Genomic DNA, 15313 nt, shown 5'->3' with positions numbered 1-15313 from the left:
ATGAAAAAAGGAGAGAAGTACATGAATTTTCAGCAAATGATTTTAACGCTGCAAGAGTTCTGGGCAGGCCAGGAATGCATTATTGTTCAGCCATATGATACGGAAAAGGGCGCAGGTACAATGAATCCAATGACTTTCCTTCGTTCAATCGGACCTGAACCATGGAAAGTAGCTTATGTGGAACCGTCAAGACGTCCTTCGGATGGAAGATACGGAGAAAACCCGAACCGTTTGTATCAACATCATCAGTTCCAAGTCATTATCAAACCTTCTCCTGACAATATTCAGGAACTATATTTAGACAGCCTTAAGGCGCTGGGTATTGATGCGAATCAGCATGATATCCGTTTTGTAGAAGATAACTGGGAGAATCCTTCTCTTGGTTGTGCGGGTCTTGGCTGGGAAGTATGGCTCGATGGTATGGAAATTACGCAGTTTACCTATTTCCAACAAGTAGGCGGGATCGAAACAAGTCCTGTTTCTGTTGAAATCACTTATGGTATGGAGCGTCTAGCATCCTATATCCAGGATAAAGATAATGTATTTGACCTGGAGTGGGTAGGCGATGTGAAATATGGAGACGTGTTCCATCAACCGGAAGTGGAACATTCTAAATATACGTTTGAAGTTTCTGATGTTCGTATGTTATTTACGCTCTTTAACATGTATGAAGAAGAAGCAAAAAAGGCAATGGATCAGGATCTGGTATTCCCAGCTTATGATTATGTGCTCAAATGCTCTCATACGTTTAACCTTCTAGATGCACGTGGAGCAATTAGTGTAACGGAACGGACGGGTTATATTACGAGAGTACGTAATCTCGCTCGTCAAGTCGCTGCAACGTATCTAGCGGAGCGCGAGAAGCTCGGATTCCCATTGATTAAGCAAGGAGGTGCGGATCATGTCTAAAGATCTACTATTTGAAATTGGTCTAGAAGAAGTGCCTGCAAGATTTGTGCGCGGAGCGATTGAGCAGCTTCAGGACCGGATGGAAAAATGGCTCAGCAGTATCCGGGTAAACCATGGTGCTGTAGAAGCTTATGCGACCCCACGTCGTTTGGCTGTCATTATTAAAGACGTTGCTGAAAAGCAAGAGGATATTGAAGAAGAAGTAAAAGGACCGTCACGCAAAATTGCAGTGGATGAAAACGGAAATTGGAGTAAAGCGGCACTCGGTTTTGCGAGAAGCCAGGGTGTTTCTCCAGAGCAGTTTACGTTTAAAGAACTTGGCGGAGTGGAATACATCTACGCAACGAAAAGCAGCAAAGGTACGGAAACTTCTGAAGTTATTGCTGAAGGTTTGCTGCAAATCTTACATGCGATGACATTCCCTAAATTTATGCGCTGGGCTTCTTATGATTTCAAATTCGTTCGTCCGATCCGCTGGATGGTCGCGCTTTTTGGTTCAGATGTGGTTTCTATAGAAGTAGCGGGTGTTACTTCAGGCAATATTACGCGAGGACACCGTTTCTTAGGAAAAGAAATCGAGATAAAAGAGCCTTCTGCTTATGTTGAAGCATTACGTTCTCAGCATGTAATTGTCGATATTGAAGAGCGCCGTGCGATGATTGTGAAACAAATCGAAGAGCTGGCTAAAGAGAAGAACTGGACAATTGGTGTTAAAGAAGATTTGCTCGAAGAAATTTTGTTTCTGGTTGAGACTCCAACGGTGTTATACGGAACATTTGAATCTTCATTCCTTAACATTCCACAAGATGTGCTGATTACTTCGATGCGCGAACATCAACGTTATTTCCCTGTGTTTGACGACAAAGGCATACTGCTTCCTTACTTCGTCACTGTACGTAACGGCGGAAAAGAATCGCTTGATGTGATTGCAAAAGGGAATGAGAAAGTCCTTCGTGCACGTTTGTCCGATGCGAAATTCTTTTATGAAGAAGATCAAAAATTACAAATTAAAGATGCAGTATCCAAACTTGAGAGCATTGTTTTCCAAGAAGAGATGGGTACGGTTGGAGATAAGGTCCGTCGTATTCGCAAAATTGCAGATGCGCTTGCAGCGAAGCTGAACATCCCGGCAGATCAGGTTGAATCGGTCAGCCGTGCAGCTGATATTTGTAAATTTGATCTGGTAACACAGATGGTATATGAGTTCCCTGAATTGCAGGGAGTTATGGGCGAAGATTACGCTTTGAAAGCAGGGGAACGCGCCGAGGTAGCTAGAGCAATCTTTGAACATTACCAACCGAGATCCGCTTCTGATAATGTTCCAGCATCGATGATTGGATCTATCGTAAGTATTGCTGATAAAATAGATACCATCGTAGGTTGTTTCTCTATCGGTATCATTCCAACGGGTTCACAAGATCCTTATGCTCTGCGTCGTCAAGCGGCTGGTATCGTACAGATTGCTTATGAACATGAACTGCCTATAACTTTGGATGCTATTTTTGAAATTGGACTCGGAGTTCATGAAAGCATGAGAGTTATGAAACGTCCGGCTGATGAAATACGTAAAGACTTACAGGAGTTCTTTGGTTTGCGGGTCAAAAAACTCTTGTCTGAAACCATGCGTTATGATGTAGTGGATGCGGTGATTAGTGCTCAGTACAATGATATCGTATCCGTTACGCGCCGCGGAGCTGCTTTAATGAATGCTGTGGTCTCTGAAGAAGATTTCAAAACAACAGTGGACTCCTTTAATCGTGTAGGTAATTTGGCGGCTAAAGCTTCTAATGCTTCGGTTAGTGAAGAGGTATTTGTGGAAGATGGAGAGCGTAAACTATATGATGCATGGAAGGCTACTTCTCTTGCTTACCAAGAAGCTATTGCTCGTCATGATGCAGAAAAGGCCCTAAGTTTGGCTAGCTCCTGGAAAGAGCCTATCACCGAATTCTTTGATTCTGTTATGGTTATGGCAGAAGACGAAGCTGTTCGTGCGAATCGCTTAGGCTTACTCGCTTCTATCGATCAAGACTTGAAATCGTTCGCTGATTTCTCCAAGTTGGTTTGGTAATAATCAGCAGAGTCTATACTGGACTTTGAGATTGTCAAAACAAAATAAAGGGAAACAAAGGATATATTAATGGGCAGCGTATATCGCTGTCCTGTGTTATTTTCTTTGTTTGCCGTATTTGATGCCTGGGCAGGAATTAGGATGGTCTCAGGCGTATATAATAATATCCCGGACTGAATTTAAAAAGAGACGGGTGATGGAGATATGCAAAGGCGAATTGTCGTCGATGGCGATGCTTGCCCCGTAAAACGTGAAATTGCAGAAACAGCTTCTAGGTTTGACATGCATGTGCTAATGGTATCTTCATTTGATCACCGGTTAGAGGCAGCAGAAGGGGTAACGGTAATCCAAGTAGATCGCAGCGATCAGAGTGCCGATCTTTACATTGCGAATCATATACGTGCTCATGATGTGGTTGTGACTCAAGATTATGGACTTGCTGCACTGGCTCTAGCCAAGAACTGCAGTGTTATTACTTTTCGAGGAAAAATAATTGATAATCAGGACATCGATTTTCTGCTTGATTCTAGACATACTCATGCAAAAGCAAGAAAAAGGGGTCATTATGGGAAAGGTCCGAAGCCACTGACAGATGAGGATCGAAGGACATTTCAACATAAACTGACAAAACTTTTGAAAGATTTGCAGGAGTTTGTGTGAGTTTAGCGAATTATATTTACGTGTTAAGAGATGAAGGTGGTTAGGATGAGTGCCGGACAGGGTAACATACCGGAAAGTGTTATCGAATCAGTTCTTCAGCGTAATGATATCGTAGACACGGTAAGTAAATTTGTACATCTGACCAAGCAGGGCAAATACATGAAGGGCCTTTGCCCGTTTCATTCAGAGAATACCCCTTCGTTTACGGTTACACCAGAACGCCAGATTTTCTACTGCTACGGTTGCGGCAAGGGTGGAAATGCCATCAAATTTAGGATGGAAATCGAAGGATTAACCTTCCCCGAGGCTGTAAAGTCAATGGCAGAAGAAAGTCATATCCCTCTTGGGGATTGGCATGGACGTAATGTTGCGCACCACAATCCGGAAACGGAGCGTTTGCTGCAGGCGAACGAACTCACTGCGAAATTATACCATTATCTACTCAAAAATTCAGAGTACGGCAAAGCAGCAATAGAATATTTACGTGGTCGGGGTATGAACGATAAGGCAATTGATCATTTTCAGATTGGTTATGCTCCTGCAGGATGGAATACACTGGTTCAATTTCTTGAGAAACGTTCTTTCTCTCTTCCAGAAATGGAGAAGGGCGGACTCATTTCTTCTCGACATGAAGGCGGGGGATATGTAGACCGTTTTCGAGATCGTATTATTTTTCCTATCAAAAGCAGTAGCGGCAAGGTAATTGCTTTTGCGGGACGGACCATGGGAGATGGCCAGCCCAAATATCTAAACTCACCCGAAACGAGATTATTTAATAAAAGTCGGATCCTCTATAACATGTATGATGCTAAGTCTTCCATTCGTAAGAAAGGACAGACGATTTTGTTTGAAGGATACGGGGACGTAATCTCTGCGTGGGAGCATGATATTCTTAATGGTGTGGCTGGAATGGGAACCGCATTAACAGAAAACCAAGCACGAATGCTTAAATCACTCAGTGATGAGGTAATTATTTGTTATGACGGTGATAAAGCCGGACAAGCTGCTGCACTAAAAAACTTGCCTATCTTGGAATCCGCTGGTCTTGAAGTAAAGATTGCGCTTCTAACCGATGGACTTGATCCGGATGAATTCATTCGAAAGCATGGCGGTGACCGCTTTACCCATCAAATTATTGATGGTGCAGTGTCTCCAATAAAATTTAAGCTTATAAACCTGAAGAAAAACCATATACTGCTAGAAGAAGGTGGTCGAATCGCTTATTCAAGGGAGGCCATCAAACTGATAGCTCCCCTCTCATCACCAACAGAAAGGGAAGTATATCTTCGGGAACTTTCATCTGAAGTAGATGTTGATTTCGAGACCTTAAAGCAGGAATGTAACCTCGAAAGACAACAAATACAAAAAAACGAGCATTTTGGGGATAATATTGATAACAGGTGGAATAATGGTAGGCAACAAAATAGGCAGATTCCTACACCTAATCTTCTTCCTGCCTATCATGCGGCCGAGAGAAGGCTTCTATCCTGGATGCTTCAAGACGAGGAAGCTGCAAGGTACGTCAATGAACATTTAGGTGAGGCTTTTAACATTAACGATCATGCAGCAATTGCTGCTTATCTATATGCTTATTACGCACAAGGAAAAGCGCCGGATACAGGGTTGTTTATGTTATCCCTTCAGGATGACCGCTTGGAAAAAACAGTGAGCTCGATCACCATGATGGATGCTCCTGGTCAGTGGGATCAGAGTGCCCTGGATGATTGTATACGAGAGGTGCTTAAATACCCTGTACTCAGGCAGATTGATCAAAAGAAAGAAGAAATGATTGCTGCCGAACGATCCGGAGACTTTTTGCGTGCAGCACAAATTGCAAGTGAGATTATAACCCTAGAGAGACAGTGATTGTTTTTAGCATAGCATGTTTCTAGGGAGGAGGGAGTCGGAATATGGCGAATGATCAGCATACTGAACTAGAGACAGAATTGACGCTGGATCAAGTAAAAGACCAACTGATTGAACAAGGTAAAAAGAGGGCATCGTTAAACTATAAAGAGATCATGGAGAAACTTTCTCCATTTGATCAAGATCCAGAACAAATGGATGAGTTTTATGAACAGCTCAGTGATTTGGGAATCGATGTAGTGAATGAAAATGATGAGGAGAACCCACTTCGTCCAAGTGAAGACTCCGAAAACAATGATAGTGATGATTTCCGTTTTGATGATGATTTAAGCTTACCTCCAGGTATCAAAATTAATGACCCGGTGCGTATGTATTTGAAAGAAATCGGCCGTGTTCCACTTCTATCCGCAGATGACGAGGTTGAACTCGCTAAGCGTATTATGAATGGAGACGAAGAAGCAAAACGCCGTCTAGCAGAAGCTAACTTACGACTCGTTGTAAGTATTGCGAAGCGTTATGTTGGTCGTGGTATGCTTTTCCTCGATCTCATTCAAGAAGGAAACATGGGATTGATCAAAGCAGTTGAGAAGTTTGACCATAATAAAGGTTTCAAATTTAGTACGTATGCAACTTGGTGGATTCGCCAGGCGATCACCCGTGCAATTGCCGACCAGGCTCGTACCATTCGTATTCCAGTGCATATGGTAGAAACCATTAACAAATTGATTCGTGTATCTCGTCAGCTCCTACAAGAGTTGGGACGCGAACCAACACCGGAAGAGATTGCAGCGGAAATGGATCTAAGTGTAGAAAAAGTAAGAGAAATTACGAAGATTGCACAAGAACCGGTTTCACTGGAAACACCGATTGGTGAGGAAGATGATTCTCATTTGGGAGACTTTATTGAGGATCAGGAAGCACTAGCTCCTGCAGATGCAGCAGCTTATGAACTTCTTAAAGAGCAACTGGAAGATGTGCTGGATACGCTGACTGAGCGTGAAGAGAATGTGCTTCGTTTGCGGTTTGGTCTTGATGATGGACGTACAAGAACACTTGAAGAAGTAGGTAAAGTGTTTGGCGTTACACGTGAGCGGATTCGTCAGATCGAAGCAAAAGCATTGCGTAAGCTACGCCATCCAAGTCGCAGCAAACGCCTGAAAGATTTTCTTGAATAGTTGAAATAGTGGGCCTTCTGCTGTGTGATGTGGCAGGAGGTCCTCTTTATTTATAATTAATACGAACAAGTTTTCTTGTTTTTGGAACTAATGTATTGAATTTGCTAATAAACATTATTTTAGCTCTTTTTTTGTCTGATTGCAAATGAGAATGCATTACTGCGAAGGTCCTCTTGGACTGTAAACCAAGTAAATATGGATGGTGTTGTGAAGTGAAATTGTCAAAAAGATTGCAACTATTACATGATCTAATGGACCCAGGGCGGGTTCTTGCTGATATTGGTTCAGATCATGCTCTTCTGCCGGTAGCTTGTGTTCGCAGCGGTCAAGCTGTGAAGGCGATTGCGGGCGAGCTGAACGAAGGTCCGTTTGAAGCTGCAAAGAAACAAGTGGCAAGCGCAGGTCTTTCTGCGAAAATTGAAGTGCGCAGAGGAGATGGCCTTGATGTCATCGAACCAGGAGAAGTAGATACAGTTACGATTGCAGGTATGGGAGGAGCGCTGATTGCCGCTATCCTAGATCGAGGCATTCATAGGCTGGAAGGTGTCACGCGGCTTATTCTGCAACCTAATGTTGGAGAAGATATACTCCGTAAATGGTTATATGAACATGATTTTGTCGTTGAAGCAGAACGAATCATTGAAGAAGACGGGAAGATTTATGAAGTCATTGCTGCCGTACCCGCTTATTTTTCACATATTGCCAATGATGAGATTTATGAACCAAAATTAATCGGTACTGGGGAAAATGAAATCGAACTGAGCAAGGATGAGCTAATCGCGATGGGTCCTTTTTTAGTAGAACAAGGAGGTCCTGTCTTTATAAAAAAGTGGCACTGGGAAATGGACAAGCTAAAACATGTACTGAAATCATTGTCTAACTCAGATCTACCTGCTGCAAAAGAAAAAGCCGAAGAGATTCAAAATAGGTTGAAGCGGATTGAGGAGGTACTGTTATGTATGCAAAAGGACAAACTGTAATTTCATATATGGAACAGCTGGCACCTAAACACTTGGCTGTCCCTGATGACCGGATTGGACTGCAGCTAGGAACGCTCCAGAAAGAAATCAAGAACGTTCTTGTAGCTCTCGATGTAACAGAAGAGGTTATTGATGAAGCCATCCGCATTCAAGCTGATTTAATTATTGCCCATCATGCCATTATATTTCGGCCATTAAAATCGCTTAATACAGATTCTCCAATGGGGAAATTATATGAAAAGCTGATTAAGCATGATATTGCGGTATACATTAGTCACACGAACCTGGATGTCGCAGAAGGCGGAATTAATGACTGGATGGCAGAGGCGATCGGAATCCAGAATGGATCTCCTCTCGAGGATTTGCATACAGAAAACTTATATAAACTGGTGGTATTTGTACCAAAGACACATCATGAAAAAGTACTGCAGGCCATTCTTGGTGCAGGAGCCGGTGCTATCGGTGATTACAGCCACTGCAGCTTCAATATAGACGGGGTAGGAACTTTTGTACCTGGAGCAGGAACTAAGCCTTTTATTGGCTCAGAAGGTCAAATGGAGCGTGTAGAAGAGGTGCGGATCGAAACGATCGTTCCTGGGTCTGTAAAGAGCAAAGTCGTTCAGGCTATGTTAAAAGCACATCCGTATGAGGAGGTAGCTTATGACCTCTATCATATGGACCTGAAAGGTCGAGCGCTTGGTCTGGGTAGAGTAGGGAAATTGGCTGAACCTGTCTCACTGCAGACACTCGTAGATACAGTGAAAGAACAGTTCGATGTCAAAACAGTTCGAGTGGTCGGTGATTTGAATCGTACTGTGAAGAAAGCAGCCGTGCTTGGAGGTTCAGGCAGCCGGTATGTAAATCCTGCCTTGTTCAAAGGTGCGGACGTCATTGTAACGGGAGACATCGACTACCATACTGCTCAAGATGCTTTAATGGCAGGGATTGCGATTATTGATCCAGGACATAATATTGAGAAAATTATGAAGCCTAATACAGCCAAATGGCTGCGTTCTAAACTGGAACAAAATCGATATGAAACAAAAGTACATGCTTCCGAAATAAACACAGAACCATTTCAATTTGTGTAAACAGATAAATCCCAGGAATTGTACTTGTATGAAGCAAGAGTTCCGAGTATAATATGTAATGTTGTTTTGGAAAGTTTAACAGACAATCGCTGGTGGCCTTGTTGCCACGAGAGGAAAGTCCGGGCTCCATAGGGCAGGATGCTGGATAACGTCCAGTCAGCGCGAGTTGAAGGATAGTGCCACAGAAATGGACCGCCGATGGCTGGTTTATCGCCAGCACAGGCAAGGATGGAACCGAGGTGTAAGAGACCCCGAGGAACGCTGGTGACTTCGTTCCTGGTAAACCCCATCTGGAGCAAGACCTAAAGAGACACAGTCACTTGTGACGGCCTTAGCCCGAGGTGTGTCTAGGTTGGTCGCTTGAGCTGTTCAGCAATGAATGGCCTAGATAGATGATTGTCGCTTGAAGTGGGAGGGTAGTTCCCGTGATACCACGAAGAGTACAGAACCCGGCTTACGGAAAACTTTCCTAACTGACAACAGCTAACATTAACAATGTAAATAATGTAAATACAAACGGCAGTGTTGATCCTCAAAAAGGATGACATTCTGCCGTTTTTTTTATTTATTACATATATTTTTGTCATTAGGAGACAAACATCCAATCCGATAAGACGATTTCGAATAGATTATATTATCACAAGAAAAGGAGTTGTTGAGTTATGAATTATCAAGGACATCACCATATGAAAAAGCATTGCCCAACCCTGAAGCCGATTGTTTGTGAACCTGTTCATGTTGTGAAAAATCACTATCACAAAGCGATTCAACCGATTATTCACCCTGTAGAAATCATCAACAAACACCATGTTATTCCTGTTCCCGTTCATGAGTGGGCTGTAGTAGAAAGCGATCAAGAAGGACAAATGGGTAACGTTGGTAATTGCTGCGGTCGAAATCGCCGTAGATAGTACGGATGAAAAAGAGCAGACCAGAGGCTTAGGCTCCTCGTCTGCTCTTTTTTTATTTATTAGTGAAGCTATTTTACATATTTTTTTACTGTGTCTTCCATTTTGTTTCGTAAGTTTTGTGGCCAAAATTGAAGAGGACTGTCTTCCTTTACATTCGCTCCTGCTTTTTCGAGTGCTTTATATACATCGATTTGTCCATATCCGAAATATTTGTCATATCCTGAATCTCCAAGATCGATAACGCTTGAACGCATCAAATCCATCACTTCTTCATTACTGAGATCCGGATTGACGGAGCGGATAAGTCCTGCTAAAGCAGCTACATGGGGGCTTGCCATGGATGTGCCAGACAGGGCAGCATACTGATTTCCAGGATAAGTGCTGGCAATACTTGCTCCAGGTGCCACCACATCGATATAATCTCCGTAATTAGAAAAATCAGCTCGTCTCATTGCCGCATCTGTTGCAGATACTGCAAAAACTTCAGGGTACGCTGCCGGGTAACCAGGGCGTTCCGTATTATCATTACCGGTTGCTGCAATAAGAACGACATCGCGATCATAGGCGTATTTGATTGCGTCATGTAAAAATTCAGCATCGGCATAATTTCCGAGGCTCATATTAATGACCTTTGCCCCATGATCTGTAGCCCATATAATTCCTTCAGCTACCGCATAAGTTGTCCCAGACCCGGATGAGTCGAGTACTTTGACCGGCATCACTTTGTTGTACCAGGTCATTCCTGCCACACCTTCATTGTTATTCACTTTGGCAGAGATGATACCAGCGACATGCGTTCCATGCCCTACATCATCATACGGTTTCTCTGCTGGGTTTACGACATTAAAGCCTTCCACAAACTGTCCTTCCAGGTCAGGATGATCCAGATCTACTCCCGTATCAACGACGGCAATGGTAACATTATCGCTACCTTTGGACAAAGACCAGCCTTTATTGGTTTCCGTTGCAGGTAGGTTCCATTGATATCTGGAGAAGAGTAAATCGTTCGGAATGTTGCCTGCACGTAAGTTGTCATCAGATGATTCGTTAGTTAGATACAGATAATGAGGCTCTGTATACATAGGATCCCAATTCTTCTTAAAGTACGACGCTAAAGCTTCGTAGTCTTTGTCCTTTGACTTAAATACATAGGTTTCACCCATTTTATGAACATGGTCAAGTTTAATTTCTTTCTTAATCTGTTCCATTTTGTCTGTTGAGGGGTCTTCTTTAAAGCGAATTACAATTTCATTCTCATAGTAATGACTTGCATTTTGGTTGTCATGTCCCGTTTTTACTGTCATCCCTTTTAAAGATCCAGGAAGTACGGAATTCACGTTATATTTCCCTTCTTTTGGATAGGGGATCATACGCAGGTTGCGGCGCTGATGTTCTTCCACATCGTTAAGAATATGCTGGCTCATCACAGCAACCACGGCATGCTTACCATCTAGAGCAGGCTGACCGACAACAAAGTATTTCTCTTCTCCGAGCAGCATAGAATTAGATTCATAAGACTTATGCTTACGTAATGCTTGTTTAGCCGATTTAATACTGGACATCAGCTGCTGATTTTTTTCGAGAACAGGTTTTTGCTTGTTTTTCTCTAATGAATAAGATGTAGAGGTTCCATCCTTAAGATTCATCCAAATCAGTGTATGCAGCTGATGATGAGAGGACTGGAGCTTATCGATGTAGGAAGTGATTTCTGCTTCGTCTGCAAGCTTTAACTCTTTGAGCATATTCTGCAAATGCTGCTCGGCATCCATTCGTGATAAACGCTCCGTCGTCTGAACATCCTGAGATTTATATTGCTGTTTCAGCTGCTGTTCTTGTTTTGGAGCAGGCGGTTCAGCTGTGTTGTTTTTATCCTGAGAAGGTAAGAGCAGAGTAATAACCAAGATAGAAGCGGCCACAATAAGGGCCAGGTAAATCCAATTATTTTTCCTCATGTAAACTAAATTCCTCCTGCTATTTTAAGTGGGATCAGGTCTCTTTAGCGTGAGGAGGAAAAGCCTATTTTATACGGATATGACTCGGAAATTCAAAAACTTCATCCATAAGTTTTATTTAAGTACCGCTTGTTATTATTTTATGATAGGATAGTAGCTGAGAATTACTGGTAACAGTCTGATTCAAAATGCAGATCATTGTACAAGAGGTCTATAAGGACTTATTTCTTTAAGGGGGAACTACCTTTATGTCAGCCAATGTGCAGAAGTTATGTGAATCCGCACGAGAGAAATTGAAACCTGCAATAGAAAAGTTAGAAACGTTTCTGAATGAACATTCACTTGCTCAACTGTCTGCTGATCAAGATGAGGAAACCGTACTATTTTACCAAGGATTTCTTTCTGACTTACGCCATTTGCTAGTGTTTTCTGAGGTTTCTTATGAGAAACTGGGGACTGTGTTACGTCGTGCGAATTTTGACGTTGATTTCGCCGAGAAAGCTCTTTACCATTTGTACCATCAAAGTGTAAACAGCTTTTTTTATCCGAGAAATGAGTGCTATTCGGAAGATGGACGTTATGCTTATACAGGACAAGATGCAATTCGTTTCCGTGTAAAACCCGTTCGCTCAGCACGTGACATTATTATGGAAATAACTAAAACTTACGAAGAGCTTAGAGATGATCTTAACTACTATGAAAGTGATTATCTGACACAGCGAAGAATGCAAAATCAGCGCAATCACGCCTAAGCGTTTACGTTATAATCTTATAAATACAATTGAGGCCGCCATGTGCGGCTTTTTTTATTTTTCACAATAAAGAAGGGAAAGAGGGCTGTGCATAACCACTTTAGAAAGGGGAACGATAGTAAAGAGGTGATAACAATGAGTGATAAACCAATTGTAAGATGCAGTGTATCTAACTGTTCCTATTGGGGTGAAGAAAACTTTTGCAAAGCAGATTTAATTATGATCAATATTGATGCTTATGCAACGAAGCACTTGAAAGAAGAATATGCAGGTGAAACCTTTGATTCCGAGCATAAAGATGTAGCTTCTACTTCTTCTGCGACTTGTTGCCATACTTTTAAACCAAAACATTAAACATTGGATGATGTACATTACACCTTGCAACTACCTTACCTTGTAAAGCTTTATTGCTTCGGAGGTGCCTGCATCATGACAGATTCAAAAAAATACGATGTAAAGCCGGTAAGAGAACGAATTGATTATCCACGCAAGGAGCACCAGCATGGGCTCAGGCAGCGAGAAGAATATGCAGCTGAGTTAACTTCTCCACTTCCCGGCACAAAAGGTTATGAGGAACCGGTGGAAAGTAAAGAAGAGGGGACCAAGACAGAGAGTCTCGCCTCCTATCGGATCGGTTACCTTGGACTCGCCATATCTTTTATCTCTTTATTCGTATGGTCTTTTGTGCTTGGTACGATCGGAATTGTCCTTGGTTATTATGCTTTTAAAGAAGGAAGACGAACGGTTGGAGGATGGGCGGTAGGCATCGGGATTGCCGCGCTCTTAAGTTACTCCTTTCTTGTCATGTTCACTTACTATCAGTAAAAATGTATTGGCAGGCATCTCTGAATTTAGAGTTGCCTGTTTTTGTGATTTTATATCGTACAGTAAAAACAGGTCTTGGCACTTCAAGTTCATAGCGTTACAATAGAGCATGGACAAAACAAATGGGAGGCCATTTATACATGCATATTGATCCGGTGAGGAATACCCTTTGGTATGACTTATCTTCACCTTCTCAGTCGTCGAATTCAGTTTCAAATGACAGCAATCCTGCTGCATCTTTTGAACAAGTATTGGGACAAGTAGGGCAGAATCCAGAGCAGCCCAGTTCAAGAACGATTTCAAATCGTGAGGATGGACTTTTATGGATGCATCTTGGAAACGGAACAGTAACAGAGGAGCTGGGTAATGTAAGTGCTGCCCCTGGGACTTCTTCGGATTCTATATCCGCAGCCCATGAAGCGATTTCCACAGATTACGATGCATTAATTAAACAGGCAAGTCTAAAATACGGCGTATCTGAGTCTTTGATCAAAGCTGTTATTGATACGGAATCTTCCTTTAATCCAAATGTAGTATCGAGTGCTGGGGCAAAAGGCCTTATGCAGCTTATGGATGGTACAGCAGCAGGTTTAGGGGTTACGAATGCATTCGACCCGGCCCAAAGTATAGATGCGGGCACACGATATTTATCATATCAGCTTCAGCGTTTTAACGGTGAGGAGAAGCTGGCTCTTGCTGCGTATAATGCAGGCCCAGGCAGAGTCGGACGTCTAGGCGTTGATACCGATGAGGAACTGATGACGGTAATGAGCCGTTTACCGCTTGAAACGCAGCGCTATATTACTAAAATAGAACAGGCCCAGGCGAAATACACTGTCTGATTATTTTATAACTGTATAGATCTGCGAAAAAGATCACATGAGAAGGTCATGGGAATGAACCTTTCTTTCATTGGTCTTTTTGCTTTTTTAATACAAAGAAAGGTCATGTGCCTAAGGAGGTGAAACCATTGCTTTATTTTGATTATGCAGCATCAACTCCGCCATATCCTGATGTGATCACGACGGTCAGTGAAGTGATGAACCGACATTTTGCGAATGCTTCCTCTATTCATGGATATGGAGAAAATGCTGAAAAATTGCTCAACAAATCACGTGAAGTCTGTGCGAAAGCACTGGGTGTCAAAGCATCTGAAATTATTTTCACCTCGGGAGCTACCGAAAGTAATAATATGGCGATTAAAGGGGTTGCCCTGCGCTATCATTCTCGTGGTAAACATATGATAACAACGAAAACTGAACATGCATCGGTATATGAAAGTTTTCGGTTTTTGGAGCGAATGGGGTATGATATCACTTATCTGCCAGTGGATTCCAAAGGCCGGGTGAATGTGGAAGATGTTCTTCAAGCAGTGCGAAAAGATACCATCTTGGTAAGCCTAATGCATGTAAATAACGAAACGGGTGCAATTCATCCTGTTGCAGAGATTGGACGCAAACTTAAGAAACAACATCCAAAGGTTATTTTCCATGTAGATGGTGTTCAGGCTTTTGGCAAAATAAAGGTAGATCTTGTCCACTCGGGGATTGACTTATATAGTATATCTGCTCATAAAATACGCGGACCGAAAGGTGCGGGACTTCTCTATGTTAGATCAGGTCTCGAACTTGCTCCGCTATTGTCAGGGGGTTCCCAGGAAGGGGGAGTTCGGGCCGGGACAGAGAACATTCCGCTGATCGCTGGTATGACGAAAGCCATTCGTTTAGCAGAAGAAAATAGATCTGATCTTTACGCCCGCCTCATACCGCTTAGAGATCGCTTAATGGAGGAAATTCATCGTTATCCCGAATGGGAACTGAACAGCTCTCCTGAAGGTGCGCCGCATATTGTGCATTTCTCTTATCCTGGTATGAAAGCAGAGGTAATATTGCATACACTTGAGCAGCTGGGTGTGGTTGTTTCCACACAGTCGGCTTGTTCCTCCAAGTATACAGAACCGAGCAGAGTACTTCTGGCGATGGGAAAATCGGAAAAAGCTGCGCGTTCGGGTATACGAATTAGCTTGGGGGATGTTCATACCGAAGAACATATCGATCAATTAATACACGCACTACGGGAAATGAAGAAAAGACTGGTTAATTTTGAAGGGTGGAACCGCTAAGA

The 15313-nt window shown here is 42.7% G+C and carries 14 protein-coding genes and 1 other RNA gene; 14 read left to right on the top strand and 1 reads right to left on the bottom strand.

The annotated features are described in order from the left end of the window. Window positions 1-21: 21 nt before the first annotated feature. The 9 genes from glyQ to KJS58_RS02375 all read left to right on the top strand — a co-directional run bounded on the left by glyQ (window position 22) and on the right by KJS58_RS02375 (window position 9660). Complete coding sequence (glyQ, locus tag KJS58_RS02415) at window positions 22-909, top strand: glycine--tRNA ligase subunit alpha (protein WP_160034137.1); 888 nt, start codon at window positions 22-24, stop codon at window positions 907-909. After that, on the top strand, window positions 902-2977 hold the full coding sequence (gene glyS / locus KJS58_RS02410) for a glycine--tRNA ligase subunit beta (RefSeq protein ID WP_213530090.1): 2076 nt from the start codon (window positions 902-904) through the stop codon (window positions 2975-2977). The genes glyQ and glyS overlap by 8 nt, the downstream gene beginning before the upstream one ends. Before the next feature lie 204 nt (window positions 2978-3181). Continuing rightward, on the top strand, window positions 3182-3637 hold the full coding sequence (locus KJS58_RS02405; RefSeq protein WP_213530088.1) for a YaiI/YqxD family protein: 456 nt from the start codon (window positions 3182-3184) through the stop codon (window positions 3635-3637). Between the two features lie 45 nt (window positions 3638-3682). Further along, window positions 3683-5503 carry a DNA primase gene (gene dnaG, locus KJS58_RS02400; RefSeq protein WP_213530086.1) on the top strand — a complete coding sequence of 607 codons (1821 nt, stop codon included), beginning with the start codon at window positions 3683-3685 and terminating at the stop codon, window positions 5501-5503. Window positions 5504-5547: 44 nt separating this feature from the next. Next, a complete protein-coding gene (gene rpoD, locus KJS58_RS02395; RefSeq protein ID WP_160034146.1) occupies window positions 5548-6678 on the top strand; it encodes an RNA polymerase sigma factor RpoD in 1131 nt (376 codons plus the stop codon). A gap of 212 nt (window positions 6679-6890) precedes the next feature. Continuing rightward, window positions 6891-7658, top strand: a complete 768-nt coding sequence (locus KJS58_RS02390) for a tRNA (adenine(22)-N(1))-methyltransferase (protein WP_213530084.1) — start codon at window positions 6891-6893, stop codon at window positions 7656-7658. Next, the gene (locus KJS58_RS02385) at window positions 7634-8749 is read left to right on the top strand and encodes a Nif3-like dinuclear metal center hexameric protein (RefSeq protein ID WP_213530082.1); all 1116 of its coding nucleotides are present in this window, start codon (window positions 7634-7636) and stop codon (window positions 8747-8749) included. Before KJS58_RS02390 ends, KJS58_RS02385 begins: the two co-directional genes overlap by 25 nt. Before the next feature lie 70 nt (window positions 8750-8819). Next, an RNA gene (rnpB, locus tag KJS58_RS02380) (RNase P RNA component class A) lies at window positions 8820-9221 on the top strand. Window positions 9222-9411: 190 nt separating this feature from the next. Further along, window positions 9412-9660 (top strand): hypothetical protein, encoded by a 249-nt coding sequence (locus KJS58_RS02375; protein WP_213530081.1) that lies wholly within the window; start codon window positions 9412-9414, stop codon window positions 9658-9660. 68 nt (window positions 9661-9728) lie between these two features. Here the strand turns inward: KJS58_RS02375 and KJS58_RS02370 are convergent, their stop codons facing one another. Further along, window positions 9729-11612, bottom strand: a complete 1884-nt coding sequence (locus tag KJS58_RS02370; protein ID WP_213530079.1) for a S8 family peptidase — start codon at window positions 11610-11612, stop codon at window positions 9729-9731. Between the two features lie 248 nt (window positions 11613-11860). On the opposite strand from KJS58_RS02370, the gene KJS58_RS02365 reads away from it, so the two are divergent. The 5 genes from KJS58_RS02365 to KJS58_RS02345 all read left to right on the top strand — a co-directional run bounded on the left by KJS58_RS02365 (window position 11861) and on the right by KJS58_RS02345 (window position 15311). Further along, complete coding sequence (locus KJS58_RS02365; RefSeq protein ID WP_213530077.1) at window positions 11861-12364, top strand: YpuI family protein; 504 nt, start codon at window positions 11861-11863, stop codon at window positions 12362-12364. Between the two features lie 135 nt (window positions 12365-12499). After that, window positions 12500-12718: a DUF1540 domain-containing protein gene (locus KJS58_RS02360; RefSeq protein WP_201450717.1), complete on the top strand. Its 219-nt coding sequence runs from the start codon at window positions 12500-12502 to the stop codon at window positions 12716-12718. Window positions 12719-12793: 75 nt separating this feature from the next. After that, on the top strand, window positions 12794-13189 hold the full coding sequence (locus KJS58_RS02355) for a hypothetical protein (protein WP_213530075.1): 396 nt from the start codon (window positions 12794-12796) through the stop codon (window positions 13187-13189). Window positions 13190-13329: 140 nt separating this feature from the next. Continuing rightward, the gene (locus KJS58_RS02350; RefSeq protein ID WP_213530074.1) at window positions 13330-14031 is read left to right on the top strand and encodes a lytic transglycosylase domain-containing protein; all 702 of its coding nucleotides are present in this window, start codon (window positions 13330-13332) and stop codon (window positions 14029-14031) included. A gap of 128 nt (window positions 14032-14159) precedes the next feature. Then, window positions 14160-15311, top strand: coding sequence for a cysteine desulfurase family protein (locus tag KJS58_RS02345; protein ID WP_213530072.1), 1152 nt, complete (start codon window positions 14160-14162; stop codon window positions 15309-15311). Window positions 15312-15313: the final 2 nt, after the last annotated feature.

The organism is Paenibacillus sp. J45TS6 (assembly GCF_018403285.1).
Classification (GTDB): domain Bacteria; phylum Bacillota; class Bacilli; order Paenibacillales; family Paenibacillaceae; genus Paenibacillus.
This window is presented reverse-complemented; position numbering and strand designations above follow the sequence as displayed.